Origin of the sequence: Ralstonia mannitolilytica (assembly GCF_000954135.1) — a bacterium.
GTDB classification, from domain to species: domain Bacteria; phylum Pseudomonadota; class Gammaproteobacteria; order Burkholderiales; family Burkholderiaceae; genus Ralstonia; species Ralstonia mannitolilytica.
The window spans coordinates 2661087-2687498 of the sequence record NZ_CP010799.1; the positions used below are offsets into that span (position 1 = coordinate 2661087).

Sequence of the window (26412 nt, forward strand, 5' to 3'; positions counted from 1 at the left end):
TCACCCACAGGAGACGCACCATGGCCACCACCGACACCCACGGCTTCAGCAGCTTCGCCGAGTTCTACCCCTACTACCTCAGCGAACACCAGGACCGCACCTGCCGGCGCCTGCATTTCGCGGGGTCGACCGTGGCGCTGGTGTGCTTGGTGTTGCTGGTGTTGACCGGCAGCCTGTGGTGGCTGCTCGGCGCCGTCATCAGCGGCTACGGGTTCGCGTGGGTGGGCCACTTCGGCTTCGAGAAGAACCGCCCCGCCACCTTCCGGCACCCGCTCTACAGCCTCGTGGGCGACTGGGTGATGTACCGCGACATGTGGACGGGAAAAATCCCGTTCTGAACCGTCGGTTCAGGCGCTGAGCGCCGCAGCCGCAGGCTGGTCTGCCTCGACCGCTTGCGCCGCAGCCGCGACGCCATGTTCGCCAGCGGTGAAGACGCTCTGCAGGGTGGCATCGAGCGCCGGATTCCGCAGTTGAGCGACCAGCCACCCGGTGTCTCCGAGGTGGCGTGCCAGGGCCGTTCGAGGCAAGCGCGGCAGATTCAGCACCAGCTTTTCATACAGCGGCCGCAGCGTGGTCGTGTGCGCGTCGCACAGCAGGGCCCAGTGGGCATCGCCGCGATCCTGCTGCAGCTTGCCGATCAGGTGCAGCGCCTTGAGCTGGGTCAGCAGATCGGTCAGGTAGTCGGACTCGAGTTGCAGGCGGCGGCCGATATCCCGCTCCGCCAGCGTGCGGGGGGCCTGCTCGCGGGCTCGATACAACAGCAGCAGGACGCCCAGCGCGTCGAAGAACTGACTGCCCGGAAACGTGCGCCGCTGCCAATAGCCCCGGCGGATGATCGGCAGCGTCGAGGCGATCGTGGCACCGAGCAGCGTGACGAGCCAGCTGACGTAGATCCAGGTCAGGAAGATCGGTAACGCCGCAAAGGCGCCATACACAGCTGTATACGTGGGGATGTGCGCAACGTAGGCCCCGAAGCCCCGCTTTGCAAACTCGAACGCGACGGCTGCAACGAGGCCTGCCGTCAAGGCATCGCGCCGCTCCACGTAGGTGTTCGGCACAAATACGTAGAGCATCGCAAACGCAATCGCCGACAGCAGAATCGGGATGACGCCGACGATCACGCCCAGCCCGAACGGCAGCTTGTTCACGTAGCCCGCCGAAATCGATACCAGGTACGAACTGACCGACAGGCTCGCGCCGATCAGCACGGGCGCGAAGGTCATCAGTGCCCAGAACACCAGCACGCGCTGCGCCAGCGGCCGCCGTTGACGCACGCGCCAGATGGCGTTGAGCGCGTTCTCCACCGTCAGCATCGTCAGGACCGACGTCACCACCAGACCGATCAGGCCCGCCGCCGTCAGCCCCTTGGCATTGGACGAGAACTGGTTCAGGTACATCAGGATCGGACGGCTGATGTTGCCCGGCACCAGGTTGCTGAACATGTAGCCCTCGATGTCCGCGCGAAAGCTCTTGAACATCGGGAACGCCGTGAACAGCGCAAACGCCACCGTCAGAATCGGTACGAGCGACAGCACCGTCGTAAATGTCAGGCTGCCCGCCACCTGCGGCAGGCGGTCCTCGCCCGCGCGGCGCAGCGCATAACGCGCCAGCGCACGCAGCTTGGCGGCATTCCATTGACGAAGCGCTCGGGTGTCAAAAAGCATGAAAAATGAGGCGGGAGGCGGGAATAAGGGGCGCAACTATAATACCGCGACGCTCTCAACGCTTCGTCATGAAAGATATCCTGGTCCTGTATTACAGCCGTCACGGCAGCACGCGCGCATTGGCCGAAGCCATCGCGCAAGGCATTGAAAGCGTCGACGGCGCGCAGGCACGGGTGCGTACCGTGCCGGCGGTCTCCGCCGTCTGCGAGGCCACGCACCCCGACGTGCCTGACGACGGCCCACCGTATGTGGACGTCCGCGACCTGGAGGAATGCGTTGGACTGGCACTGGGCTCGCCGACACGCTTCGGGAACATGGCCGCACCGCTGAAGTATTTCCTGGACGGCACCACACCGCAGTGGCTGGCGGGTGCACTGGCCGGCAAGCCGGCGTGCGTGTTCACCTCCACGGGCAGCATGCACGGCGGCCAGGAAACCACCCTGCTCTCGATGATGCTGCCGTTGCTGCACCATGGCATGGTGTTGCTCGGCTTGCCGTATCAGCACAGCGAACTGCTTTCCACCGAGGCCGGGGGAACGCCGTACGGCCCGTCTCACGTCGCGCATCGCGGCGACACCGCGCCGCTCACCGCGCACGAACGCACGCTGGCCACGGCCATGGGCCGCCGGCTTGCACAGACCGCCCTGAAGCTCGCCGCATGAGCACCGCCCACCCTGTCGCCGTCGAGTCTCCAGCCCTGGCACGGCTCAGCGCGGGCAGCCTCATCGCGCTGATCCTGCTGTGCGCTGCGTGGGAGTTGTGGCTCGCCCCCTTGCGGCCCGGCGGCTCGTGGCTCGCGCTCAAGGCGCTGCTGCTGGCGTGGCCGCTGGCCGGCGTGCTGCGCAGGAACCACTACACGATGCAGTGGGCGTCGATGTTCATCCTGCTGTTCTTTACGGAAGGCATCGTGCGCGCCACTTCCGACGTGGGGCTGTCGCGCGCCCTGGCCTGGGGCGAGGTGACGCTCAGCGTGGTCTTCTTCTGCGCGACGATCTTCTACCTGCGCCCCTTCAAGCGCGCCGCCAAGGCCCGCGCGCGCCAACAAACCTGATCGGCCATGACCCACGATGCGTTCCTGCAAGCCTGCGTTGATGCGATTGGCACCGCGCACGTCCTGACCGCGCCGCAAGACCAGGCGCCCTACCTGACGGACTGGCGCAAGCGTTTCACCGGCCGCGCGCGTGCGGTGCTGCGTCCTGCCAGCCCGGACGAAGTCGCGGCGCTCGTGCGACTGTGCGGCGAACACGGCGTGCCGATCGTTCCGCAAGGCGGCAACACAGGCCTGTGCGGCGGCGCCACGCCCGACATGGCCGGCAACGCCGTGGTGATCTCGTTACAGCGTCTGCAGCGTGTGCGTGCGGTCGACCCGGTCAACAACACCATCACCGTGGATGCCGGCTGCATCCTGGCCAACGTGCAGCAGGCCGCGGCCCATGCCGGGCGCCTGTTCCCGCTCAGCCTGGCTGCGGAAGGCAGCTGCACCATCGGCGGCAACCTGGCGACGAACGCCGGCGGCACCGCCGTCCTGCGCTACGGCAACGCCCGCGAGCTCTGCCTCGGCATCGAAGCCGTGCTGCCCAACGGCGAACTGTGGAATGGCCTGCGAGGCCTGCGCAAGGACAACACCGGCTACGACCTGCGCGACTTGCTGATCGGCGCGGAAGGCACGCTCGGCATCATCACCGGAGCGATGCTGAAGCTGTTTCCGCAACCGCGCGCCAAGGTGACGGCGCTGGCGGCGCTGCAATCGCCGCGTCAGGCGCTGGAGTTCCTGTCGCTGGCACAAGGCCATGCGGGCACGCTGCTGACGGGCTTCGAGCTGATGTCGGCGTTCTGCCTGGATCTGGTGCACAAGCACTACCCGCAGCTGCGCGTGCCGTTCCCGCAGCGGTATCCGCAATACGTGCTGCTGGAGCTGTCCGACCTCGAAAGCGAAGAGCACGCCCGCGCGCTATTCGAATCGCTCATGGAAGAAGCGCTCGCGCGCGGTGTGATCGACGACGCGGCGGTGGCCGAATCGGTCGCCCAGTCGCGCGACTTCTGGAACCTGCGCGAGCACATCCCGCTGGCCCAGGCCGAGGAAGGCAAGAACATCAAGCACGACATTGCCGTGCCGATCTCGCGCATTGCAGACTTCATCGACGTGACGGACCGTGCGTTGGCGCAGGCCTATCCGAACATCCGCATGGTGACGTTCGGACACCTCGGCGACGGCAACCTCCATTACAACGTGTCGCCGCCGGAAGGCCATGCGCACGACGCCTTCCTGGCTAACCAGGGCGGCATCAACCGCATCGTGCACGACAGCGTGCACGCGCACGGCGGCTCCATCTCTGCCGAACACGGCATCGGCCAGCTCAAGCGCGAGGACAACGCGCGCTACAAGAGCGCCGTCGAACTGGCCGCCATGCGCGCCATCAAGCAGGCGCTGGACCCGCGCGGCCTGATGAACCCCGGAAAGGTGCTGTAACGCGCCGCGCCCTCAGTTGAAGTGCCGCCAGACGGCGTTCACGACCGCCAGGGCGATCGTGGCGGCCAGCATCCACAGCAGCAGGCGCGGGACGCCGGTGGGCGGCAGGCGATGATCGGCGCCGCCGGAACGGCCGCCAATGCGGCCGCCCTGGGCCCTCCGGATATACGTGCTACGAGGCGCCCCCGCCGGGCGCCGTGCATGACGCGTGCTCATGTTGTTTCCTCCCTGCCCCAAGACCGTGGCTTCGCCGGCCCTGTTGCCGGCAAAACACAACAGCCCCATGGATCACTCCATGGCAGCCAAACAAGACTCCCCCTTGGTTTCCCGTCTGGTCATCGAAACCGCAAAGCATCCGCCACGCTCGTCGGCGTGCGTCGGCATGTCGTTCCGCGTCGTCGCACGGATTTCGAGTAGACGCGCAATGCTGGAGCACGACGCGATGGCACGAAATGTATCAAGAATCCCCCCAAAAGGGGGGTACGCATTCCACCTATGACCGTTTGGATGATGCGTGGGAACGACATTTGCGGACCGGATTGGGGCAACCCTGCCATTCGCCTTGTTATGGAGCCGTCCATGCATCCCTCCCTGCCTCACCCGACCCGCCGCGCCCACATCACGCCACCGCAGCCGTCTGAGCAGCCGCCGCATCCGCCGCCGGAAATGCCGCCGCCCGACGAGCCCGCGCACGACCCTGTCCACGACCCCGAACCGAAGACCCCTCCGATCGAGCTGCCGCCGGGCGAAGTCCCTCCGGAAATTCCGCCCCAGCACTGACGCGCGGCGCCAACCCCATCTGTTAGAATCGCGGCCTCCCAGGCAAACCCAGACCGGAGGCCGCGCTGGCACGTCTGGGCAGCCCATGCAGATCTGCCCATAGCTCAGCTGGATAGAGCATCGGCCTTCTAAGCCGACGGTCGGGGGTTCGAATCCCTCTGGGCAGGCCAAGAATCGTTGCAAATCAATGGCTTAGAGAATCACCACATCGGTGTGGTTTCTGGAAACTGCGCTCGCAGTGTGCCATAGGTGCACCAAGGAAACTACCTGCAAACCGCCATCCCAGGCCGGTCTGCAGCTCTCTCCGAGAACTCACTGCACCAAAGAGAGCAGCACCGTCAGCGGGGCGAACGTCCGTGACATAATCTGCCTCGCGCCTCCAACGGGCGCATTCCGAGGAACGGCACGTAAGCGCCCAGTACCACCAACCCACACACAGAGGATGGCGGTAATGGGCACGATCTCGGAGCGCAGCGACAACGCGGGCGCTGCCACATTCCAGGCGAAGATTCGCCGCAAGGGCTTTCCTACCGTTTCAAAGACATTCCCGACCCGCGACGCTGCCGAGCGATGGATGCTCGAAGCCGAGGCGGAGTTGCTCTCGCGCATCGCTGCCGCCAAACAAGCGACCACACCGTCACAGATGCCACCAGAGCCGCTGACGAAGGCTCCCGGGGAAACCCCTGAGCAGCGCCTCGTCGTGGCTGATCTACTAAAGCGCTACGCAGCCGAAGAGACGCCGAAGAAGAAAGGGGCCAGTGTGGAGGCGACACGGCTCCGCGCCCTGATGAAAACGCCGCTGGCCCTGATCCGCATTGGAGAGCTGACCCAGCGTGACCTGCGCGAGTGGCGGGATAAGCGTCTCAAGACAGTAGCGGGAAGCACAGTCAACCGCGACCTAAACCTGTTGAACGCCGTGCTCAAGCTGGCAGTCCAGGAGTGGGACGTCGCCGTTCCCAAAAGCGTGCTCAACGGAATTCGCCGCCCGAAGAACCCGCCGCCCAGGGATCGCCGTCTCTCTACTAAGGAAGAAGCAGCGCTCTTCGCGGCAATCGCTGAAACGCGTGGAGGCTACCTGCGCCAGATCGTAGAGCTGGCCCTAGAGACAGGCATGCGCCAGTCCGAACTGGTTGCCCTGACTTGGGAGCGGGTGCTCCTGCCCAATCGGACCATCCGGTTGATGACGGGCCAAACCAAGAACGGGCACGGACGCGCGGTCCCGCTGTCTCGCCGAGCAGTCGAAACCCTTGAGAGCATCACCCCACAGAGTATGCGGCGCAGGCGTGTGTTTCCCGGCCTGACAGGAGAAGCGGTCAAGCGGTCCTTCATCCGCTCGTGCGAGCGTGCTGGCATCAAAAACTTCCACTTTCACGACTTACGCCATGAGGCCACGTCCCGTCTCTTCGAGAAGGGGTTGAACGTCGCAGAGGTGGCATCCATCACCGGGCACAAGGACACCCGGATGTTGATGCGGTACACGCACCTGGATGCATCCAAGCTGGCCGGCAAGCTGGACCCTGAACCCGAGACCGACTAACCAGAGCACAGCCGTGTGTGTGTGCCAAACTTGAATCTAGTCGATCACGCAAACGGGGGGAAACATGGACGCGGGGAACACGTCAGCCATCATCTCCGCCGTAGCCGGTATCAGTGGGGTACTGCTCGGCAATTCATTCGTCGCCATTAAGGAGTGGCTGACCAGCCGGTCCAAGCGTCAGAAGGACACAGCGTACCTTACGATTCTCGTCGTGTCCCATCTGGATCGGTTCGCCAATGGCTGCTTGCATGTTGCCCTTGATGACGGCACCGAGTATGGCCGCCCTGCAGGTCGCTACGAGGAAGAGCACGTAGCAACAGTAAAACCTCCTGTGTTTCAACCACTGGACATCGACGTCGAGTGGAAGGTATTGCCGCAGGAGCTTATGTACCCCATCCTGCGGCTCCCCGACCAACAGGAGCAGATACAAAACAGGCTCGCGGGCATCGCGGAATTTGACGACGACTACCCTGATCACACCGAGTTCTTCTGGGCAAGAAGGCGCGACTACGCCGACCTAGGGCTCCAAACGTCGGACCTAGCTCGGCGACTCCGCAAGCACGCCGGGATGCCTGTAGAAGAGCCCAAGCCGGGCGAGTGGTGCCGAGACGAAGAGCTGCGAGACGTGATAAAAAAGATCGATGATGCGCGAACCGCTTACGAGCTTCGCCTCGCAAGCCATCCACTCACACTGCCAGACGCTGTTAAGCCGTAGAGCCTACACTTTCGGCCATCATACGGCTCATCGAGCCGGACAGCGGGCCGGCCATGTTCACCATGACCGCCACAACCGGCATGACTGAAGCACCGAGCTATTGACCATACATTGTGTCAAGCTCACGGCGTAGCACATGGAGTCCAGCGTCGACTTGCCCCTTGGGGAACGGCACGTACGCGATGCCCGCTAGGTTCGTTGGCACATGTACGCCGTCCTCGTGCAGCAGAACCACGCGCTTGCGGCCGTACCGCCCGTGGAAGTATCCAATCTCGTGCATTACGTTTTCACGAACCCGAACCTCGTCTTCCGCGAGATCGTCGCCTGTCATCACGATCACGGCGCTGTCGCACTTCGCCGCACCGGTCTCTAGCTTCTCGATGATCGTCTGTCCCGAGTTTGGCTCCTGCGCTAGCTCGATGGTTGGCAGCTTGGCGTCCTTCTCTATGTACGCCTGGACCGCACGCCAGTCCTGAGCTCGGCCATGCGTGATGAACACGCGGCGCGACGGGGGCACCGCAGGCTGAGCCAGTTCGGTATTCGCACGAATCTCAAACACTTGGTCGATGTCGCGCGCGAGCCGCTCAAGTTGCTGTCGCCCGAAGTGCTTGATGTACGGCCCGCCCCCTGCGGGCACGACTTCGGTATTGGGCTCAACCTCAGTCTGTTGAAAGTCCGCATACAGATCGGGGAGCAGTAGGCGCAGATCGCTTATCAGCTCGTGTGCATGCGTGAAGTAGTGCTGCACCACGTCGGGCTGGTAGCTGCGGCGAAGCAGTACCTCGCCTTGACTCCTGTTTCGCGAAACGTTTTCAGTGAGCACTGCGTCGAGCGCCTTACGAACACCCGACAGCTTTGCCATCACCATTGCAACGTTCATACGCCCCCCCTAGTAGACGAAATCCGCCCCTGCTCAATCGCAGTGTTCGCGCACAACTGCGTGAATGGTAGTGCATTTAGCCACCGCTCAGCTTCATCAAGCATCGCAGATCGACATGAAAATGCCCCGCCGAAGCGGGGCACATTTCTACGGGCCGAGATCGGGCAGCGGCCTACTGGAACTGCAAGCCGAACTGGTCCCTCAGGGACTTGATTAGAGCGGGCCGGGCCACTTCGCTTTCCCGTGCCGTGTGCTTGTTGATGTACCAAGCCAATCCGTCCTTGTCGTTCTCGTCGCTGCCTGCACCAATACGGATCATCGTGGGAGCACCCCAACGAACCTTGAGGTCGTCATCCTTGGGCCAAACGAACAACGCTAGCTGTCCGTCACCAAGCTGCGCGCCGGAGCGGACCTCCCAATCGTAGGGGTCGAAGTCCACCACGATGCCGCCCCTGCTCTCCGTCTCGGCGATCTTGGCCGGATCGCTCTTGGCCTTGACGATGGTGGTCATCTTGTCGCGGATCATCTCCCGCAGCGCGGCTTGATAAACCGTCGTGGACTGGCTCGCGGCTGCCTTAGAGCGCAGCACGCGGGCTACCGCCGAGTTCAGGGACACGTCGCCCTGCACGGTGTTGTTGGCCTGGATGATAGCGCCGGGCACCAAGTCCGCATTGGCAAGCCGTTTGTTCAGAACGATTTGGGCAGCCTGCTCCATCGGCAAGTTGTACGACCGGGCGAACTGTGCCGCCTCGCTGGCGTACTCGTCGGCCAAGTTCTTCTTCACCTCGGGCGTCAGTTCCCACCCCGTCAATGCGCCCTTACCGCCGATGAACGGCATGATGGCACGCAGTGTCCCTGGGTCCGCCTTGTTGATGACATCCTGCATGGCCGTGCGGTCGGCGGTGCTGGCCTGCTTGTACTGCGTGTGGGCGATGACCTGCCGCTGCGCGTTCAGTGCCTGCACGTCGTTGGTATCGACGCCACTGTTGATGAGCTGGATAACCTTGCCTGCGTTGTCCGCGCCCACGTAGTCGGCCACGGCCTGTGGCCCGTTCAGGGTCTTGTACAGACCCTTCGCGTAGTTCAAGGCTGTAATCTGCTGCTCGGTGAGCGGACCGTTGCCACTGGTGAGGGCAGGGATTTGGACGCGCATCAGCTCTTGCAGCTTGGAGCTGCGCAGCTTCTCGTCGTGCGATACCTGGGCGGCGCGGTCGAAGTAGCGCTGGATGGCGGCGGGGTCGTTCGAGCCGACGGCTGCGTCGAACTCAGCGTTCATCGCGTCGTTCACGGCTTTCGAGTCCAGCTCCAGACCCTTGATGCTCGATGCGTTACCCGTCATGAACGCGGTGCGCGCAAGGTCGCCCGACAGCCGGAAGTTGTCCTCCTTCTTCGCCAGCGCGAGCCCCTGCGTCTGCGCGTGGAGCTGCCCCGTCATCCACTCCTTGAGCATCTGTGCGCGCTTGGTGTTGTTGATGAGCGGTTCCTCGCTACCCGTCTCCTTACGGTGGCGGGCGTTGTACTCGTCGATCACCGAGTGCAGCTCCTCGGGGCGCGTGATGCCGCTGGCCCCGTGGGTGAGGTTGAACTCCAGCGCGCCCAGGTCGTTCGTGATGTTGGTAATGGCCGGGTTGTTCCGGGCGTCCTTCATCACGTACTGCGGGACGGCTGCCTCCAACGCCTCGCGTGCGTCGGCGTCAATCTCGTTCCAGAGCGGTGACGCCTTGATCGCGTTGTAGTAGTCGAAGTAACCACCGTTCAGCGCGCCCTTGAGCGAGCGCACCATGCCCTTGCTCCAGGACTGCTTGGGCTGACCGGCTGCGGGCTGTGCTGCGATGACGGCATCCCGGTACGCCATCGCGCGGTCCTCGTCCGACCAACCTGTCGAGTTCGCCTTCCGCTTGCTCGCCAGCGCGGCGGCTTGCGAAACGTTCAGGTTGACCTGCTTCTCCAGCATGTCGGCCTGTTGCCACGCGATGTGCTCGCGCATGTGGGTTTTCATCAGCGGCCCCCACTGCTCGGCCAGCTTTGCCTGCACCGTGGCGTCCACCAGCGGGTCGCCCGTGGCCTTGATGCTCGCCGCCTGCGAGACGAGGTACGAGCGGAACTCGTCAGGCGACTTCTGCTTCAAGTCCTGCATGTCCTCCAGCGTCTGCGATTCCGCCTGCGTCAGTGCTGTCGTTGCAGCCATCGCCTGCGCCCCGCGTACGGTGGCGGATGGGCCGAAGATTTTGGTGAACCACGGCTGATCGTTCTCGATCTGCTGGAGGGACTGGCCCTGCGCCACACGGGCCGCGCCCTCGAAGTAAGCCTTCTTCTCCTCGGCCTCGACGTACGGTTTGAGTACGTTGCCCGCGAGCTTGTTGATCGCGTCCAGCGTTTGAAAGCTGGACGACATGACGCCGTTCCAGTCGGTTGGCGCGATGCGCGCGCCCGGTGCGTTGGGTGTCGCGCTGCTCGGGCCGCCCGTGAGCGTCGTCTGGACGCCCGACGTGTTGTTGACCGGGTTCTGGACGACAACGCTGCCGTCCGGGTTCAGTGCGAACGAGTTCGGCCCCATTGATCCTGCCATGTGTTACTCCTTAATTTTTGAATGTGGTGCCATCGCGCCTAATGGCGTGGATGCTCGACTCTTGTGGAGTCACTGTTGATGAGGCCGCACGGCTGACAGGCTGCCCCGTGCGCCTATCGCTTATGGCGAGGTAACTAGCGCGTCAAAAGCCATCACGGCTCTGTTTGCGCCAACGCACCGCGCATGCGCTTGCACGTCGGCCTCACGCAAGTGCGCGATGGCCTGCCACGCAGCTTCGTGCGCAGCATCGGCTTCGAGGTGCTGTTGCTCGTACATGTGAGCCTCTGCGGCCAACACCTCGCGGGCATCCTCGAATCCGGGCATGCGACGCATGGCCCGGCGGGCAACTTCGTCGTTGAACCCATCGAGAAACGGGTCCAGAAGGCCATGCCCTTCGGGCGAGAAGGTCGCCAGCAGATCGACTTCGCACTTGATGCGGTAGTCACCGACGGTCGCTCCAGCGGGCAGCGCCTTACGGGCAGCGGGCCAGTACGTCGCGGCGAACTTGCCGAGGTTGTATGCAGCCTTTACCTCGCACTTGGGGTAGCCGGATTGGTGGGTGGTTTGGGAATGACGAGCGACGGCGTGGCGCATGGTGCGGCCTCCTGGTAGTGGGTGGAGGTCCGCCATGCATCGGCCAAGATACGGGCGGCGGACCGAAGGTGGGGTTGGCCGACCGGCTACCAGGAACCGGCACACCCGAAGGTGTCCCCGCCTCGGCCCGCCATTGAAGGGGCGTGCGAAAGCAGCGCGCAGATGATACCGCCGCGACGGCGGAGTTGCGCCTCTGGTAGTCGAGCGGCCAAGCCCGGTCGCGTTTGTCTACGCAACGGCGCGCAGTCTAGTGACGTGCGTACAGGTCGACAAGCACGCAGAAAGGGCTTGATTTGTCCCGCGATTCTCGAACGTCCACAGTCGCTCCAAGTGTCCTGCGCTTTGCGCGCCCGAAGTGTCAACTGCTGTGCCGAACGCATGGCGAAGGGCTGGCGTTGTATACCCGCCACGATCCCACGGATGAGACTGCCTCCAGCAGAGTCAGCGCATCCCGCGCATCAGCATCTGCAACTCCTCCGGGAGCAACGGGCGTGCAAGCACGTCGGCTACTGCAACAGCAGGGTCCGTAGCCTCAAACGCCTCCGCCAATGCAACGACACGCGGAGGGTAGACATCCGGCCAGCGGCGGCCCGCCTCGCGTATGTCGGCAGCCGTGTACCCACGCTCCCACGCCGGGTACAGCCTTGCCAGCAGCATGAATGGCCCTGCCTGCTCTGTTGCAAGCGCCCGCAGCACGCTATTGGTCGGCACATCCAGCCCCTTGTTTTTGGGCACTGTCCCTGTGAGGAGGTCGCGGACTTGCTGGCTGGATTGGATGCAGTTTTGATGCATCGTGTTCGATCCCAGGTCCGTCACGGCACGTTCCGTCCACGCGATGGTCGTAGCACTCATGCTCACCTCAATACGTGTATGACACACGACGCGTGCGCAGCGGATGTCCCGGCGGGTACTGCTCGTCAGTCACCGTTGTGTAGCCGCCGCCACGCTGTGCCGACCCGAAGCGGCGTTCGTTGATGATTGCCACCTGTTGAGCTGCGTCCGGCGACAGACTTCCATGCGGGTCAATGCCGCCGACGCCAGCGGCGTTCAGGATGGCCTGAGACTGCCGGTACTGCGACAGCGAGACGTAATCGGGTGCCGTTGTCAGCGCGTGGTTCCGGGCCAGCTCTCGCTGCGTCTGTTGTTGGAATTCCTTGTAGCCGGAGGTTTGTTCGATTTCCATGTTGGCTCCTTGTGGGTTGGTGTAGAGCTGCACGCCAGTGGCGCACAGCGTGTGCTCGTGGGGCAATGAGAGGCCCGTGGAGCGATTGAGTTGGATGGGTGACCTTTGCGTAGTGCCCGCGCCTTGAAGTGCGCAGCAGCCTCTATCGGGCGTTCCAGAGATCGCGGCTAATCGCTAGGTAGGACGGCGGACTCTTCCACCTGCCAAGCGCCGCCAGCGCGGGCGGCATCGGGAACTGCTTGCGGAACTCGCCGTATTCGTTGCAGTGAATGTCGAACACTGAGAGCGAGCGCTGCGGCTTGGCGGCGCTTCTCCCTACTTCAACCGCAGCAATCTCGGCTGCCCACACCTTCGCCACCTGTTCCCCAGGCTCTGCGTGCAACGCCTGCCTCCAGTTCTCAAAGCGCTCCCGGTCGGCACGGTGCCACCAGTCAGCCAGCGGGCGCATCATGCAAAACAAGGCGTCCCAATCGGCCTGAGCTGGCAGGTACGGCGGCTCCTTTGCGGACATGTCGGCCCACCGCTGGAAAAGGATGTCCAGCTCGGCCTGTTTCTGCTCGGCTGGCATGCGTTTGACCGCATCAAGCCAGATCGACCACATGCCATCGGCGCGGCGTGCAAGGGGCTCCTGTGCCTCTAGCGCGATGAGTTTCCGGGCTTGCTGCTCCATCAGTCGGTGAGGTAGCCGCGACGGTACGCTGCTTGCCACTTCGCTAGCGCCTCGGTGGGCGTATCGGCGAGCTTCAAGATGTACGGAGGCAGCTTCTGCGATTCCAACACTGCCAACTGCTCGGCAGCGTTCAGGCTATGCAGTGGTACCGTGCGCCGCACCGGGACCGAGCGGCCATAGTCCTGCGAATACTGGTCCTGCTCGATTTCCACCACGGTGCAGACAATAATCCCCTCATGCTTGTTGTCCGCCTTGTGGACGCTGAGAACTCGTAGAGCATTCGCCTGCGTGCGCAGGAGGTGTGCCTTGGACTCATCAAGTTCGGCGCGCAGCTCTTCCACCTGTTGGAGCGCCTGCTGCATGGCGTCAGCGGCGGCCGCCATCTTTGCGAACTGTTCGGCCATCGGACGTAACTCGTTGATGCGCGCTCCAAGTTGAGCAATGTGGCCCTCGATTGCTTCGGGGCTGCGGTACGTCTTGGTGGATTTCACTGTGGGCTTGGTGATTTTGCTCGTCATGGTTGCTTTCTCCTGTTAGATAAGTACGACATTGCATAGCCGCTTGATGGCTTGCCGGTTGGCGATGGCCCGGGGTGATGGACGCTCACGCACCGGTCACGGCGTGCGTCCCTTTTGACGTCCGCTCATCGGACCGACATCGGATCGACGCCGTACTTGCGGGCTACAGCCTTTCGCGGGCGGCCCGCAGGCTTTCGCTGGGCCCAGGTTGGTAACCCGCCTGTCAGGGCTTCGACTGCGCGGCGGTATGCGGCCGCAGCGGATGTGCCGCAGTGGACAACTGAGTTCGTGAAGTAATCACGCTCGGCTTGGTTGTGCTCCAGCGGGTGGCCGAAGCGGGCGCTGGTGTTGCTCATAGTTGCTCCTAGATGTGGGACGTTTGGAATTCATCCCGGCACGGGCCAGCCCGCCCACGCAAGTACATCGCGCAGGTCGGGGAACACTCCGCATAGTTGGATGACCCGCGTGCGCGGAACGCTTGCCCAGTTGGGCTGATTGATGTGGAGAGAGTCGGCTTGGACAGACAATCTCCCCGTGGGGTATCTGCGAGCCACAAACGGTCCGAAGGTATGCTCCAGGTACTCGCCGGACGCTTCCCTACGTCGGCGCTCGCGGAGGTCTGCCCAACCCGCTATCGAACGCTGTGCGGGTGGTGCGATACCGGCTCGCAGCTTCTCCCAGTCGCTGCTGTTTGTCGCCAACATGCACGCGTAGCAGGAGCTGTCACGAACACGACGCAGGTGTGAGCCGCATCTGCTACAGGCTCTGCCGTGGTACTGGGATCGACCGGACAGAAATGCAGTCCAGCGGGCGGGATCAGACACTCGGGGTCGTAGTGCAGCCTCATAAGCGGGGTCGGTTCGGCAGAGGCGTAGCTGCTCACGAGTCAGCTTGCCGCCACGGGGCTGCCGGTGATGCACGGTGAACCGGGAGTCGTGCTTGGGGCCGTACCTCTGGCCGGGCCTAGGCATACGCTGTCGTGGTATTGGTCATGATGTTTCTTGTGCTCCAGATGTGACAAAGGCCGCTTGCGCGGCCCTATGGTGGATTGAGTGCTATCGCTGCCAAAAATCTCCGCTAGATACTTCCGAACGGTGCTTTCGTGAACGCCCAACCGGCGCGCAAGCGCTCGCTTTGAGATACCCGGCTCTGCCGCCAGAATGGCCCGTGCCGCCTCCTTCCAGTCAAGGCCAGCGTCCTTGGTGTCGAGGCGGGCGTTCGCTCGGGCTGCCTCCGCTTCAGCTGCGGCGAGTCGTGTTTCCAATGCATCCATGCGCGCTTGCATCGCTCGCTTTTCGCGCGTGGACTGAGAACCGGAGAACAGCAACGCGGCCAGTCCGCTGTAAGTGGACGTCTGCAATGCCGATTGGTGTGTCTGCGTGAACATGTGGCCGTCCTTCAGGTCGCGGATTACGGGATGGTTCTGTTTGGCTTTAAGTGAACGGCGCATTCGCTTGGGGGATGTCCGCGTGGCAACTCTCTCCGCCCATTCAGGCGCATACCCCTGTCGCTGGCCGTACTCCCGGAGCATTGGTTTTACTGCGGGCTTCGTCCCTGCGTGCACGGTGTTCAGGATGCTGTCGAAGATGAAGTCGTGGTCGTTCTGCGAGATGCGGTGGAACTCGACGCCTTGTGCACGTAGCTCCCGGAAGTACTGCGCCTTCTCGGCGTCCTGCTTGGCGTAGAACCGTGCTGGCGTGGTGCGACTGCCTGCAAGGTACTTCTCTACGGCCTCGCGATTACGCTCCGACAGGTGGTCTATGGCAATCTGGCCGGTCTGCACCAGCTTTCCGAGAGCGGCGATTTTCTTGGCACGAGCCTCCTCCTGCGCCGACGCCGCGTTGATGTCGGCTTGTAGATTGCTGTACATGAATTGCTCCAGTCCAATAAGGTACGTAGTACCTATAGAGAAGTTCCCCGAAACGGCGCGTACCGAGTACGCACTTGGGCTATTGGTGGGTGACGCCCCTCCCAATGAGGGTCGCCTTGGCTGCGCCGGACACATGAGGGCAGCCGTTGAAACCTGTACTGAACCCTACGGGTAGTAGGCGTGGATGCGAACTCCTCCAGAGCCCGCCCGGCCACGGTTGCGACTTCGGCAACGAGGCCAGCGAGAACTCAGCGAGGAGCTACGGCTGCTCTCCGTCTCATGGGGGACACAAATTAAACTGCCTACAATTCGGCCCGAAGCCACGCCACGCTTTAGGTCTGACGACACACGCACAGCGCTGTGTGTCTTTGGGGGACACGAAAAGGCAGGGGACACAGGCGCAAAAGAAAAGGGCCGCCCGGATTGCTCCGAAGCGGCCCTCATTAGTGTAAGCAGAAACCGGTTACGCCAGTCGTGCCAGCGTGCGCTGTAGCTGCGTTAAATGCCACGCCCCGCCCGTAGCGGATTTGATGCCTAGGCCGTTCAGTTCATCGACCATCGCCCGCCTCGTCAGGCCTCTAGCCCGCATACCGTCCAGCACGCCCCGCAGCTTCTCGGCAAATGCGTCTGCCTGTTGCTGGCGCTCTTCGACGTTCGGTTTGAGATTGGCGGGTCCAGCCACCCCGAGCTTCACGCCACGACCCTTAGCGGCTGCCAGCGCTGCCTTTGTCCGGGCGCTGATCTGGTCCCGCTCCCATTCGGACATGACGGCGTGCATCTGGATCATGACCTTGTTGGCCTGCGGCATGTCCGCTGCCACAAAGTCCACACCACTCTCCAGCAGACCAGAAATGAAGTGGACGTTCCGAGCCAGTCGGTCCAGCTTGGCAATCACCAGCGTAGCGCCGTGCTTCTTGCACAGGGCCAGCGCCTCGGCCAACTTAGGCGTAAGCACCCGGTGAACCCGTCTTGCCAGCTAGGTGGCGCTGGGCGTCCAGCGATGCGGGAGCAGTTCGGCGATGTCGGCCGCCTTGTGGGTCGGCAGTCGCGTGAGGACGTCTTTCAGATAGGCGTAGGGATCGTGCCCGTTGAGCTTGGCCGATTGGATCAGGCTCATGACGGCAGCCGCGCGTTGACCGGCGCGCAGTGAGCCTGCAAACAACCAATTGGAGCGACCCAGGGCAACCGGCCGGATCTGTCGCTCGACGTGGTTGTTGTCGATGGGCACCGTCGGGTCGTCGAGGTAACGCACGAGAGCCGGCCACCGCTTGAGGCTGTAGTCAATGGCCCGCGCGATCGCCGAGCCGTCTGGGACGCGGCGTCGCTGTTCCTCGAGCCAGGCGTGCAGCCGCTCTAGAATCGGGCCAGCCCTTTGTTGCCGCGCTGCCAGGCGCTGGTCTGGCTCAGCATCCCGCACTTGCGCCTCGATCTCGTACAAGCTCACCATGTAGCGCAGTGCCTGGCCCGCCAATTCGCTCTTGTGCTTGTCGTGCAGTTCAAAGAACTTGCGCCGCGAATGGGCCATGCAACCGATCTCAGTGACGCCACCGTCGAAGCTGGCCTTGTAGCCGGCGAAGTCATCACATACCAGCTTGCCTTGCCACTGCCCCAGGAACGCGCGAGCGTGCTCGCCGCTGCGGCTGGGCGCAAACTGGTAAATCACCGCGCGCATCTTCTCGAACTCGCTCGGCGCATAGGCCCACAGGTAGGCGCGGTGCGTCTTGCCATTGCCGGGCGCGAGCATCTGCACTGGCGTTTCGTCGGCGTGCAGAACACCGTGGCTCAGAACCTCTTCTTGCAGGGCGTCCACCAGCGGTTGCAGACGCACGCCACAGATGCCCACCCACGCGCCCAGTGTCGATTGCGGGATGGCCAGACCGGCGCGCGCATAGATGCGCTCCTGCCGATACAGGGGAAGGTGGTCGCCGAACTTGGACACCAGCGTATGTGCCAGCAGTCCGGCCGTCGGGATGCCTTTGTCGATGACGTGGGGTGGCACCGGCGTCTGCACCAGCGTCTCACACTGATCGCACACCCATTTGCCGCGGATGTGACGCTCCACGGTGAACGTGCCCGGCGTGTAGTCCAGCTTCTCGCTGATGTCTTCGCCAATGCGCTTGAGCGCACACCCACAGGTGCAGGTCTCTGCGTCCGGCTCGTGGTGGATGTCGGTGCGCGGCAACTGCGGCGGCAATGCCTGGCGCTTGGGCTTGCTCTTGGCTTCAGATTTGGACGACGGCAGGAGCGCTTCCAGTTCGGTCTCAATCGCCTCGAGGTCTGCGTCAATGGCTTCGTCCAGCAGACTCGCCTGTTCAGATGTCAGTTGCTCGCTGCGCTTGCCGAACTTCCAGCGCTTGTGGATGGCCAGCTCGTGTGTGAGCTGGTCGATCTTGGCTTGCCGGTACCGCAACTCCCGGTCCTTCTCGCCGACCTGGGCCATCAACTGCGCAGCCAGTGTGCGCAGTTCGTCCGGGCTCAGGGCATCGAGGTTGGTGGGTAGGTTCATGCGGCGAGTCTGCCAGAACCCCAAGTCCTCTGGAAGGAAGCCAGTTTACGGCTTTGGGGGTATTACACGACCGTGATCGCGTGGTCGTGGGTGAGCGTCTGCCAAGGCAGCCCCGTCACCAGCGCACGCAATTGCTCGGGATTGAGCGCCGTGGCGATCGCCTGGTCGCCGTTCGTCCAGATGAAGCGCCCCTTGTTGAGGCGCCGCGCGGCCAGCCAGATGCCGAAGCCGTCGTAGACCAGCACCTTCATGCGCGTCGAACTCTTATTGGCAAACAGGTAGGCGTGGTGGGGGCGTGCCGCGCCGAACACCTTGACGACCCGCGCGAGGATCGTTTCGGTACCGGCGCGCATGTCCAGCGGCTCCACGGCCAACCAGATCGCGTCCACCCGAATCAACGCAACCACCCTTGCAGCCACTGGGCGCACTGCGCTGCGGCCGATCCCGGCCAGCGAAGACTGATCGTCGTCGCGCCACGGCGGACTTCGATCTGGATGTCCGGCACGGCAGTGGTCGGCTCGCCGATCCGCAACGGGATGAACTCGCCTTGCGGCACCCTCATCAACTCGCGGTCCTCAGGCGCGCCATTCTTTGCTTCCTGCTCGGCGACCCAGCGCCGCAGCAGATTCGCATTGAGGCGATGGTGCAGGGCTATCGCCGCGATCGAAACACCCGGCTGCATGCACTCCTGCACTGCCTTGGCCTTGAACTCGGCGCTATGCCGACGTCGGCGCCGTATTGGCGCGCTCTCTTCGATAGTGTCCACGTGTCCACCTAGAACTAGATGGACACGATGCTCCTTGCTACGCGGGTCCCCTTCAAGACGGGTTCACCGGGTGCTTACACTTAGGCCGCTTCGCCAGCGCGTCCGCGCCCTTGCCGGTCTCCACCTCCGTGAACTCGCCTAAGACTGTCCACTCCCCGCCGTTCAGGTACGCCTGCACAAGTTGCTGCTGCGCTTCGATACCAAGCCCGGACTGCCCTTGCTTCTGCGTTGATACGCGGTAGTACGTGACGAACTTGCCGTTTGCCATGTCTGTTCACATGAAAAGATGTTCATTTAATGTGTGTACAGATTGGGCGATGGCGTGCCGTGTGTCAAGCGCGGGATGCGGCAGGACGCGGCCAGAGGGGCTGCAATCGCTCCCGGCATCGGGCCGCCTCTCGGTGGCTGTTCGTGCGTTGCGTCGAGCCAGGACACCTCCTGGCGCGTCCGCTGCAATTCATGGGGAGGGGCCATCGGGGACATTGGCTGCGGCACGGGCGGCGCTGGCCCCGCGAAAATGCCATTCAGATTTTGGTTCGGGACGACGCCGCCTCGTCACATGAAGGTGTACGCTACGGCATCATCTATGAGCAAGACCGACCTCTGCTACTGACTCCATACATGGCCGATCTAGATACCAACACAGGAAACATCAGGGCACGTTGCACAACCTGCGACGGCGCCCTTTCGATGTTCGTAGATGCAACCCCTGACGGCCATCAGATTGGCTTACTTAGACGACAGGTCAGTCCCACCTTGGTCGAAACTTACCGGTTACTGAGATGCCTCGGGTGCGGTGCGGGCGCGATTGCCGCCCACGTTGAACAGAGAGGCAGCGTGCAGATGCCGGTGCTCATGGACTTCTACCCTGAATCAAAGGGAAGCTTAAATCTGCCGCCGGACGTACCTACGGGCATTACCAAGGAGTTTCGGGAGGGAGAGCGCTGCCTTGCATCTGGATGTTATCGCGCTGCCGCCGGGATGTTTCGCTCGGTGCTGGACAAAACATTGCGAGCCAATGGCTACAAGGAGAAGCGTGGGACGAACCTTGAGCAACAAATAGACGCAGCGGCGGCAGACGGTGCAATTACAGCATCCCGCCAACGAAAAGCCCACGATGAAATTCGAGTGCTAGGCAACGACGTATTACATGAGAAATGGCGGGAAATACCCGAAGCTGATGTGGAGGCAGCGCGGCAATACGCCCAGCGCATCTTGGAAGACTTCTACGATGACCGAGAATCCGTGCTTGCGCTACTCCGGAGCAAGGGCCGCGTTCCGGACGAAGACAGGGAAATTGAGGACAACCCTCCCAGCTAGATTGATTGTTCCGCCGGCTAGGGTGGCCTCCTACTCACGCCGTCTCGCCGTGCCACCACCCACCGAGATGAAGCCTTACCCATGAACCACGTTGACGAATACGAAGCCCGGCTACGCGCCCTTGGTGAAGTGGTAACGACGCACGCCCACTGCGAGGCGCTGGTGTATACGGCTTTCATGGACTACAGCGCCATCGACGCAGACCGGTTACGCATCATCCAAGAACATGGCCGCGTCAAAGTCGCCGACATGCCGAAGATCATAAAGGCATTCATCGAGCACTTCCCTTCTGATGACGCCGAGGCTGACCAGCGGGTTCAAGACGCGCTTAAGGAGTTCGACCGACTCACGCAGCAGCGCAACAAGTTCGTGCATTGGCAATGGGGCGTTGGGGTAGCGGGCGTACCATCGATCAGCGACATCACCAAGCAACGCGTCGGCGGTGACATCCGTTCGGAATCATTCGACTTGGAGGAATTGCACACACTGGCTAACCGGCTACAGGCAATCATCGGAGTGCTGGCTGTCAACTTACCATCCACAAGAGGCGTAATACCCAAACACATTCGGGAAGCTTTCTCAGCCGCCAGCACAGCAGCCAAATGAAACCGGAAGATGGCAGCACGCCATCCAATACACCTGCGACTCGATACACAAAACTCTGCGTAAATGGGGAAGATAAGACTGCGGAGATACAGGGGTTCGGTCATGCCATTGGACTCGACGCAGCTGCCCCACGTCGCTATAGCACTCTGCTCCTAATAGAGTTGTATGCGGAGACGATAGTGAAACGCCGAATGAACCCCGCCAAGGTCGTTCACGAGATTCGGAATCTCGAAGCAGGGACGCAAACGGTAGGAACGAAACCGGCTACACCATTCAAGCACCCGCCTCTGCAAGGGCTATGGCATAAGCACTACCTGCAAGATGGACTTCACTCGATGGCGCGTAACTTGCGGCTCGCCCTGCAGCGACATGGGTTACCACTCTTCGAGCAACGAGTGCGGGAGGCGCAAGAAGCGAACGAGGAGCGGTATCTGTCCAAAGAAGACGTGGCGGCCATTGTTCACGACGCCGTCGTCGAGAACTACATGCGTCGCTCCCATGCCGCCGAACTCACCGGCGAGTGGATCATCTACGCTCAGCATGAGGGGCAAAACTACTACCTCTGCCTTGGCGAACACAATAGTGGGGATGACGTACTGAGAAAGAAGATTGACGACCTGTGTTGCCAGGAGTTCCCCTTCCTCAGTTCGCTGCTCGCATAATGCCCTCGCAGCTCTTACCCGAGTTTCAACGCCACATCGTGCGCCCGCAAATGGGTGTAGCGCTTTAACATCTCCATCGTCTTGTGGCCTGTGATCGTTGTCACCTCCATGACGTTCAGGCCCTTCTCAAAAAACCGGCTAGTTGCCTCGTGGCGTAGGTCGTGCAGGCGGATGCCGACAAGCCAGCGGGCCGAGGGCGGTTTGCCCTCCGCCATACATGCAGCCTCATAGACGCGCCTACCGCGCCGCACAGCACGCATGAAGGCCGTCGTTACCGCATCCTCCTGCATGGCGAACGGGGCGCCCTCACCGGCCTCCTGACGCGTCTGGAGGATGGCAAGAGCCTTGCTGGACAGCGGGACCGTCCTCGGTGTGTCCGTCTTGGTCTTAGGTAGGTAGGCCGTCCGCCGCTCGAAGTCGATGTACTCCCAGTCCAAGGCCAGTATCTCGCCACGGCGCATGCCCGTCTCGACAGCGAACGGAATCAGGTCGGCCAGGACGGCGGACTCCGTGGCCGCAACAATGGCATCCAGCTCGCCCTGCTGCACTCGCCGGTCGCGCCCTGGCGGCAGCTTCGGCTTCACAACCTTGGGCACACCACCGGGCAGCACAATGCCCCACTCCCGCGTTGCCAGAGTCAGGGCACGGTTGATGAGGGCGAGGTGATGGATGACGGTCTGCGGGTTCAGCGTGCGTAGCTTCTCGTCACGGTACTCGGCCAAGAGCTGGGGTGTCAGAGCTGCGAGCTTGTACGCGCCGAGGCGCTTCTTGACCGCCGCCACTCGGCTCTTATCACTGTTCCCGCTGCGCTTCTTCGGGGAGACTTCCGCGAGATAGCGGTCCAACAGATCGGCCAGGATGGTGCCCTCGGCCTGCTTGTTCGGCAGGTGCACGCCCTGCTCTATCCCTGCCTCCACGCTCCGCGTCCATCGTTCGGCAGCGGCTTTCGTAGTGAAGGTCCTGCTCAGGAGCGGATGCCCCTTTTTTCGGACTTGTGCCCGCCATGCGCCATCGCGCTTTGTGAACGTTGCCATGCTCGGTCTCGGTAGACCGATGCTGTGTCCTCACTGCACCAAAATTGCACCAAAACGCCGCTCAGTTGGATAGAAGCCGCGCCAGCAAAGGCGCGGCGACCAGACGCTGAGGCCCTTCTAAGCCGACGGTCGGGGGTTCGAATCCCTCTGGGCAGGCCAAGAAAATCAATGAGTTACACAGAAACTCGAGGCAACTCGATTTCGGGACTTTCGCCGTGTAACTGTGTTGTAAGCAAATTCACGAGAGTTCTGGGGACACCCCACCCGAGCCAGCAGAGCGGTGCTGCGCCTGGGCAATCCTGCACGGGCGCACCGGACATCGCGTCCAAGAACATTGTCGTGCCCCTCATTGTCCGAGCGGACCAGCTTTCGCTTGTTGATTGACCGGTACGAACGTCGACGGCGCTGGTTCACCTTCATGTACGGGTTGCAGCGGGGGAGCTGCAGTGACGAACGCGAGCAGGGCAATTTGGGCTTTTGTTAACTTTTAGACCGAACTCCAGCCGCTACGATGGCCGTGGCACCGGCTCCCGTTTCGCGAACATGCGCTCCGCATCTTCCACAAGGCCTTGCAAACGCGTCAGGATGGCGTCCCGGTCGCCCCCATTCAGCAACAGGGTCTCCAGCGCGTGTGAAGCCTCGGTCAACGACACTTCACCCACCACCGCAAAGCCGCCCTTGATGAAATGCAGAGACTTCGCGGCTCGGCCATAGTCCGAGGCCTCGATGGCCGCCCGCGCCTCGCTCACAGACGTTCGGAACGACGAGGTCAGCGCCGACCAGATTTCCTGCGATAGCGGCCTGATGCCTCTGCTCCCACCTTCGACTGGGGCTTGGGCCACTGCATGCTGCATGACAGCTGCCTTGCTTACCGCAATGCCGCTCAATGCTTGCGCAAGCGCCTCGATCGACAACGGCTTGACGAGCATGTCGTTCATGCCGGCCGCCTCGCATGCCAAACGCTCTTCGGCGCTCGCATGCGCGGTCACTGCCAGCACAGGCACGGTCGTCCCCTGATTCCGTAGCGTCCGGCACAGGGCAAACCCGTCCATCCCCGGCATGCTCAGATCGGTCAACACGACGTCGTACTGCGCGGCATTGAATCGCTCCAGTGCTTCGCCGCCGCTTGCTGCGAGTGTGACGTCATGCCCGAGCGTCTTCAGTTGGTCACGCAGCAGCAGACGGTTCACCGGATTGTCTTCTGCAACCAGCACACGCAGTGCTGCGTGAGGTTGGGTGTCGGCCTCCCCAGGCTGTTCTTCGAATGCCTGCATCTTTGGTGCAGACGTGCGCAATGCCTGTAGCAGGTTGCGCAGGCTATAGCTCGACACCACGGTTCGACCGCGCTCGGTCACAGGCTCACGCGGACCATCATCAAGCACATCTACAACGCGCTGGGCACGGCGGACCAACGCATCCTCATCGGCAAGAAGCCAACGCGCGTCGCTGTGATGAATCAGCAGCACGTCGCACTCGCCCGCAAGGTCGGTGGGGCGCGCGCTCACGCGCAGGTTGGCACCTGAAGCCTGTAGATGCGGGACAAGCGCCTGCTTCCAGGTCTCGTCCTCACACAGAAACGATACGGACAGGCCTCTGAGCGGCTGCATCGGGCTTTCGGAGGCGGTAGGCGCATCCAGCACCAGCTCTACCGTGAATGTGGAGCCGCTCCCTGGCGCACTCTCTACCCTCACGGCGCCGCTCATCAGTTCTGCAAGCCGCCGGCATAAGGCCAGCCCCAGCCCGGTGCCGCCAAACTGGCGCGTAATGGACGTATCCGCCTGCACGAACGGCTGGAACAGTGCTTCCTGCTTGTCAGCCGAAATACCGATGCCGGTGTCCGTCACGCTGAAGGCGAGTCGAGCCTGCCCGCCTTGTTTGCGCAGCAACTGCACGCCAACCCTGACGGACCCAGCCTGCGTGAACTTGATGGCATTGCTCATCAAGTTGTTGAGGATCTGTCGCAAGCGCGTTGGGTCGCCCACATAACGTTGTGCGACGGTAGGGTCGATCTGGTAATAGAGCGCAAGCCCCTTCGCTTCGGCAACCGGAAGAAAGACCGCGATCACGGATTCCACAACGTCCACCACGTCAAAAGCGATGGACTCCAGCTGCATCTGGCCAGCTTCGATTTTCGAGAAATCGAGAATATCGTCGATCAACGCAACCAGCGTATGGGACGACGCGGCCACCACATTCAGGCGGTCTCGCTCCACACCATGCAAGGCATGCGAGCGTTGAATGAGTTCGAGGTTGCCCAGAATCGCGTTCAGCGGCGTACGGATCTCGTGGCTCATCATCGCCAGGAACGAAGACTTCGCGCGGTTCGCAGCGTCTGCCGCCGCGCGGGCTTCTTCCAACGCACGCTGCGTCTGCTTGCGCGAGGTGATGTCGACAAAGCTGCAAAGCAACGCATCCTCGCCCTGATATTTGGTGGGCAGAAGATCGACGTGCAGTTCAGCCGGCCGACCATCCGGACCATCGACTGCGATGTCCTGACTGACGACGGCGCCGGCTTTGGCCTGCCCGGCGCCGTAGGCGTCAAGGAGCCGCCTGTGCAAAGGCTGCCCACCTGCCCGATACTGGCCGGCGACATCGTTCTGCAGCAGCGGGGCGCCGGAGTCGAGCGCCACCAGACTGAGTCCGACAGGCGCAGCACCAATGATGGTGCGGCTCAGGTTTTCGCTTTCGAACACCCGCAAGGACCGCCGGTACGCTGGCTGAAACACGCGGTAGTGAAACAGCAGGACAAAACTCCAGAGCACGGCCAGCACGATGAACAACGCCGCCGCATAGGCAAGCAGCGGCTCACGCAGCGCGTTCAGAATCGTTCGCCACGAATAGGTGTACACCAACACCCAGCCGGTTTCGGAGAGCGGCTCACTGATGGTGAAAATGCCGTCGTGATAACTGCTGTCCGGACGTACCAGCCCGCGCTCCCACATGCGGTCTTTCACAACCTTCGTCGTGAGGGCACGAGCGGCTTCCGTCGACGTGGCTTTGCTGCCGATGCCCTCCAGCAGCACGTCTCCGCCCTTGGACAGCAGCAGCATGTTGCCGTCATAAGGCGCCTGGGCAAGGCGGTCCGCCAGGACCTTCACCGGCAGGTCACTGACGAAGACGATGAAAGGTTTGCCCCCTTCAAACGCAGGCTGCACAAGCTTGAAAACGCTGTCTCCGGTAAACGGGTCGACGTGCGGCGCCACCCAGGTCACCTTGCGTGTTTCCAGCAGGCGGCGATCGACTTCAGGGTCGTTCAGATCGCCAACGTCCTTTGCAAGCAGGTGAATGAGTTCGGCAAGGGAATGCGCCTTGACGTCGCGCATCGGGTCGCCCGAGCGCGGCGGCGGCATGATCGTGATGAAGCGTTCGTCTGGAGAGTAGTAGTAGCCGGTCAACGGCCTGCCGCGCTGCCGAGCACTGGCGCTGGCGGTAAACGCCTGCTCCTCGCTGAACGCCAGGTAGTTGCTGTAGCTCTCTGGGCGCTTCTGCTCGATATCGCCCATCGATAGCTGCGCTTCCAGCTCAGGACTCGCCCTGAGGTAGGCACGGCCCCCTTGCATCCTGAAGTCGCGTAGCAGTGCCTCTCGCGCCGGGCGGTGCTCGCTCCAGAGAAACTCGGCGTTGATCACACCGCGCTGCAGCGCTGCCTGCTTCGTCTCAACGTCGATCAGCAGCAGCGCTTTGTGCGTGAGAAAAATCTCTCGCCCGGCGGCAATGTAGTTTGAAACCTTCGCATAGGTCGCCAGCCCGGCGACTCCCACCATCACAAGTGACAGGACAACCGCGCCGCCGAACAACATGCCGCGCTGCATGAGGCCCAGTGCACCAAGCTCTTTGAAACGGGGTACCCGGCGATACCAAGGTTGCGTTTCAGTGGTCATGATCTGTAGGTGGTAGGGATGCCGAACCACTACTTTATTGAAATCGTGCGCGCTGTGCGCATCCAAGCCCGAAAGTTCGTACTTGTCCTACGTGCCGAAGCGATTTCGACTATGTCCTATTAGCGGAGCGCAACAAGGCGCGGAGAATGAACGTTCCCGCAACGTTGGACCGCTCATCATGGATGCC

28 protein-coding genes and 1 tRNA gene are annotated in these 26412 nt (G+C 62.6%); 11 read left to right on the forward strand and 18 right to left on the reverse strand.

The window, feature by feature from the left end; translation table 11 throughout:
* The first annotated feature begins 20 nt into the window (after window positions 1-20).
* A complete protein-coding gene (locus tag TK49_RS12590; protein WP_045787006.1) occupies window positions 21-338 on the forward strand; it encodes an Mpo1-like protein in 318 nt (105 codons plus the stop codon).
* 9 nt (window positions 339-347) lie between these two features.
* On the opposite strand, the gene TK49_RS12595 is transcribed toward TK49_RS12590, so the two are convergent.
* The gene (locus tag TK49_RS12595; RefSeq protein WP_045787007.1) at window positions 348-1664 is read right to left on the reverse strand and encodes a YihY family inner membrane protein; all 1317 of its coding nucleotides are present in this window, start codon (window positions 1662-1664) and stop codon (window positions 348-350) included.
* A gap of 68 nt (window positions 1665-1732) precedes the next feature.
* Here TK49_RS12595 and wrbA point away from each other — a divergent pair, with 68 nt between their 5' ends.
* The 3 genes from wrbA to TK49_RS12610 are packed head-to-tail and all read left to right on the forward strand — an operon-like array spanning window position 1733 to window position 4134.
* Window positions 1733-2326: an NAD(P)H:quinone oxidoreductase gene (gene wrbA / locus TK49_RS12600; protein ID WP_045787008.1), complete on the forward strand. Its 594-nt coding sequence runs from the start codon at window positions 1733-1735 to the stop codon at window positions 2324-2326.
* The gene (locus TK49_RS12605) at window positions 2323-2715 is read left to right on the forward strand and encodes a DUF2069 domain-containing protein (RefSeq protein WP_045787009.1); all 393 of its coding nucleotides are present in this window, start codon (window positions 2323-2325) and stop codon (window positions 2713-2715) included. The genes wrbA and TK49_RS12605 overlap by 4 nt, the downstream gene beginning before the upstream one ends.
* Window positions 2716-2721: 6 nt before the next feature.
* Complete coding sequence (locus TK49_RS12610) at window positions 2722-4134, forward strand: FAD-binding oxidoreductase (RefSeq protein WP_045787010.1); 1413 nt, start codon at window positions 2722-2724, stop codon at window positions 4132-4134.
* Between the two features lie 12 nt (window positions 4135-4146).
* Here the strand turns inward: TK49_RS12610 and TK49_RS12615 are convergent, their stop codons facing one another.
* On the reverse strand, window positions 4147-4350 hold the full coding sequence (locus TK49_RS12615; protein ID WP_045787875.1) for a hypothetical protein: 204 nt from the start codon (window positions 4348-4350) through the stop codon (window positions 4147-4149).
* Between the two features lie 363 nt (window positions 4351-4713).
* On the opposite strand from TK49_RS12615, the gene TK49_RS24185 reads away from it, so the two are divergent.
* The 4 genes from TK49_RS24185 to TK49_RS12630 all read left to right on the forward strand — a co-directional run bounded on the left by TK49_RS24185 (window position 4714) and on the right by TK49_RS12630 (window position 7166).
* Window positions 4714-4914 carry a hypothetical protein gene (locus tag TK49_RS24185; protein WP_082076316.1) on the forward strand — a complete coding sequence of 67 codons (201 nt, stop codon included), beginning with the start codon at window positions 4714-4716 and terminating at the stop codon, window positions 4912-4914.
* A gap of 93 nt (window positions 4915-5007) precedes the next feature.
* Window positions 5008-5084 (forward strand) — tRNA-Arg (locus tag TK49_RS12620).
* 281 nt (window positions 5085-5365) lie between these two features.
* A complete protein-coding gene (locus TK49_RS12625; protein WP_045787011.1) occupies window positions 5366-6451 on the forward strand; it encodes a tyrosine-type recombinase/integrase in 1086 nt (361 codons plus the stop codon).
* Between the two features lie 64 nt (window positions 6452-6515).
* The gene (locus TK49_RS12630) at window positions 6516-7166 is read left to right on the forward strand and encodes a hypothetical protein (RefSeq protein ID WP_045787012.1); all 651 of its coding nucleotides are present in this window, start codon (window positions 6516-6518) and stop codon (window positions 7164-7166) included.
* A gap of 97 nt (window positions 7167-7263) precedes the next feature.
* Here the strand turns inward: TK49_RS12630 and TK49_RS12635 are convergent, their stop codons facing one another.
* The 14 genes from TK49_RS12635 to TK49_RS12695 form a co-directional block, all read right to left on the reverse strand.
* Complete coding sequence (locus TK49_RS12635) at window positions 7264-8046, reverse strand: TIR domain-containing protein (protein WP_045787013.1); 783 nt, start codon at window positions 8044-8046, stop codon at window positions 7264-7266.
* A gap of 172 nt (window positions 8047-8218) precedes the next feature.
* A complete protein-coding gene (locus tag TK49_RS12640) occupies window positions 8219-10615 on the reverse strand; it encodes a hypothetical protein (RefSeq protein WP_157773998.1) in 2397 nt (798 codons plus the stop codon).
* 120 nt (window positions 10616-10735) lie between these two features.
* The gene (locus TK49_RS12645; protein ID WP_045787015.1) at window positions 10736-11209 is read right to left on the reverse strand and encodes a hypothetical protein; all 474 of its coding nucleotides are present in this window, start codon (window positions 11207-11209) and stop codon (window positions 10736-10738) included.
* Between the two features lie 441 nt (window positions 11210-11650).
* Window positions 11651-12061 carry a hypothetical protein gene (locus tag TK49_RS12650; RefSeq protein ID WP_045787016.1) on the reverse strand — a complete coding sequence of 137 codons (411 nt, stop codon included), beginning with the start codon at window positions 12059-12061 and terminating at the stop codon, window positions 11651-11653.
* A 7-nt stretch (window positions 12062-12068) separates the two neighbouring features.
* Window positions 12069-12392, reverse strand: a complete 324-nt coding sequence (locus TK49_RS12655; protein WP_045787017.1) for a hypothetical protein — start codon at window positions 12390-12392, stop codon at window positions 12069-12071.
* Between the two features lie 142 nt (window positions 12393-12534).
* A complete protein-coding gene (locus tag TK49_RS12660) occupies window positions 12535-13062 on the reverse strand; it encodes a hypothetical protein (RefSeq protein WP_045787018.1) in 528 nt (175 codons plus the stop codon).
* Window positions 13062-13580 (reverse strand): hypothetical protein, encoded by a 519-nt coding sequence (locus TK49_RS12665; protein ID WP_045787019.1) that lies wholly within the window; start codon window positions 13578-13580, stop codon window positions 13062-13064. The genes TK49_RS12660 and TK49_RS12665 overlap by 1 nt, the downstream gene beginning before the upstream one ends.
* Before the next feature lie 125 nt (window positions 13581-13705).
* On the reverse strand, window positions 13706-13936 hold the full coding sequence (locus tag TK49_RS24560; protein ID WP_157773999.1) for a hypothetical protein: 231 nt from the start codon (window positions 13934-13936) through the stop codon (window positions 13706-13708).
* Window positions 13937-14466: 530 nt separating this feature from the next.
* Complete coding sequence (locus TK49_RS12670; RefSeq protein ID WP_045787020.1) at window positions 14467-15450, reverse strand: hypothetical protein; 984 nt, start codon at window positions 15448-15450, stop codon at window positions 14467-14469.
* A 463-nt stretch (window positions 15451-15913) separates the two neighbouring features.
* Complete coding sequence (locus TK49_RS12675) at window positions 15914-16390, reverse strand: recombinase family protein (protein ID WP_240479877.1); 477 nt, start codon at window positions 16388-16390, stop codon at window positions 15914-15916.
* A gap of 36 nt (window positions 16391-16426) precedes the next feature.
* Window positions 16427-17956, reverse strand: coding sequence for an IS66 family transposase (tnpC, locus tag TK49_RS12680; RefSeq protein WP_009238807.1), 1530 nt, complete (start codon window positions 17954-17956; stop codon window positions 16427-16429).
* A gap of 62 nt (window positions 17957-18018) precedes the next feature.
* Entirely contained in the window at window positions 18019-18363 is a 345-nt protein-coding gene (gene tnpB, locus TK49_RS12685) for an IS66 family insertion sequence element accessory protein TnpB (protein ID WP_146049720.1), read from the reverse strand.
* Entirely contained in the window at window positions 18351-18722 is a 372-nt protein-coding gene (gene tnpA / locus TK49_RS12690) for an IS66-like element accessory protein TnpA (RefSeq protein ID WP_004633552.1), read from the reverse strand. Before tnpA ends, tnpB begins: the two co-directional genes overlap by 13 nt.
* 52 nt (window positions 18723-18774) lie before the next feature.
* On the reverse strand, window positions 18775-18990 hold the full coding sequence (locus tag TK49_RS12695; RefSeq protein WP_045787021.1) for a recombinase family protein: 216 nt from the start codon (window positions 18988-18990) through the stop codon (window positions 18775-18777).
* A 575-nt stretch (window positions 18991-19565) separates the two neighbouring features.
* Here TK49_RS12695 and TK49_RS24190 point away from each other — a divergent pair.
* From TK49_RS24190 to TK49_RS12710, 3 genes are all read left to right on the forward strand, one after another.
* Window positions 19566-20042 (forward strand): DUF4145 domain-containing protein, encoded by a 477-nt coding sequence (locus tag TK49_RS24190; RefSeq protein ID WP_240479878.1) that lies wholly within the window; start codon window positions 19566-19568, stop codon window positions 20040-20042.
* A gap of 81 nt (window positions 20043-20123) precedes the next feature.
* A complete protein-coding gene (locus TK49_RS12705) occupies window positions 20124-20648 on the forward strand; it encodes a hypothetical protein (RefSeq protein WP_045787022.1) in 525 nt (174 codons plus the stop codon).
* A 191-nt stretch (window positions 20649-20839) separates the two neighbouring features.
* Window positions 20840-21310: a hypothetical protein gene (locus tag TK49_RS12710; protein WP_197742978.1), complete on the forward strand. Its 471-nt coding sequence runs from the start codon at window positions 20840-20842 to the stop codon at window positions 21308-21310.
* Between the two features lie 14 nt (window positions 21311-21324).
* On the opposite strand, the gene TK49_RS12715 is transcribed toward TK49_RS12710, so the two are convergent.
* Window positions 21325-22344, reverse strand: a complete 1020-nt coding sequence (locus TK49_RS12715) for a site-specific integrase (protein WP_045787023.1) — start codon at window positions 22342-22344, stop codon at window positions 21325-21327.
* Window positions 22345-22850: 506 nt separating this feature from the next.
* On the reverse strand, window positions 22851-26225 hold the full coding sequence (locus TK49_RS12720) for a hybrid sensor histidine kinase/response regulator (protein ID WP_082076319.1): 3375 nt from the start codon (window positions 26223-26225) through the stop codon (window positions 22851-22853).
* Window positions 26226-26412 lie beyond the last annotated feature (187 nt).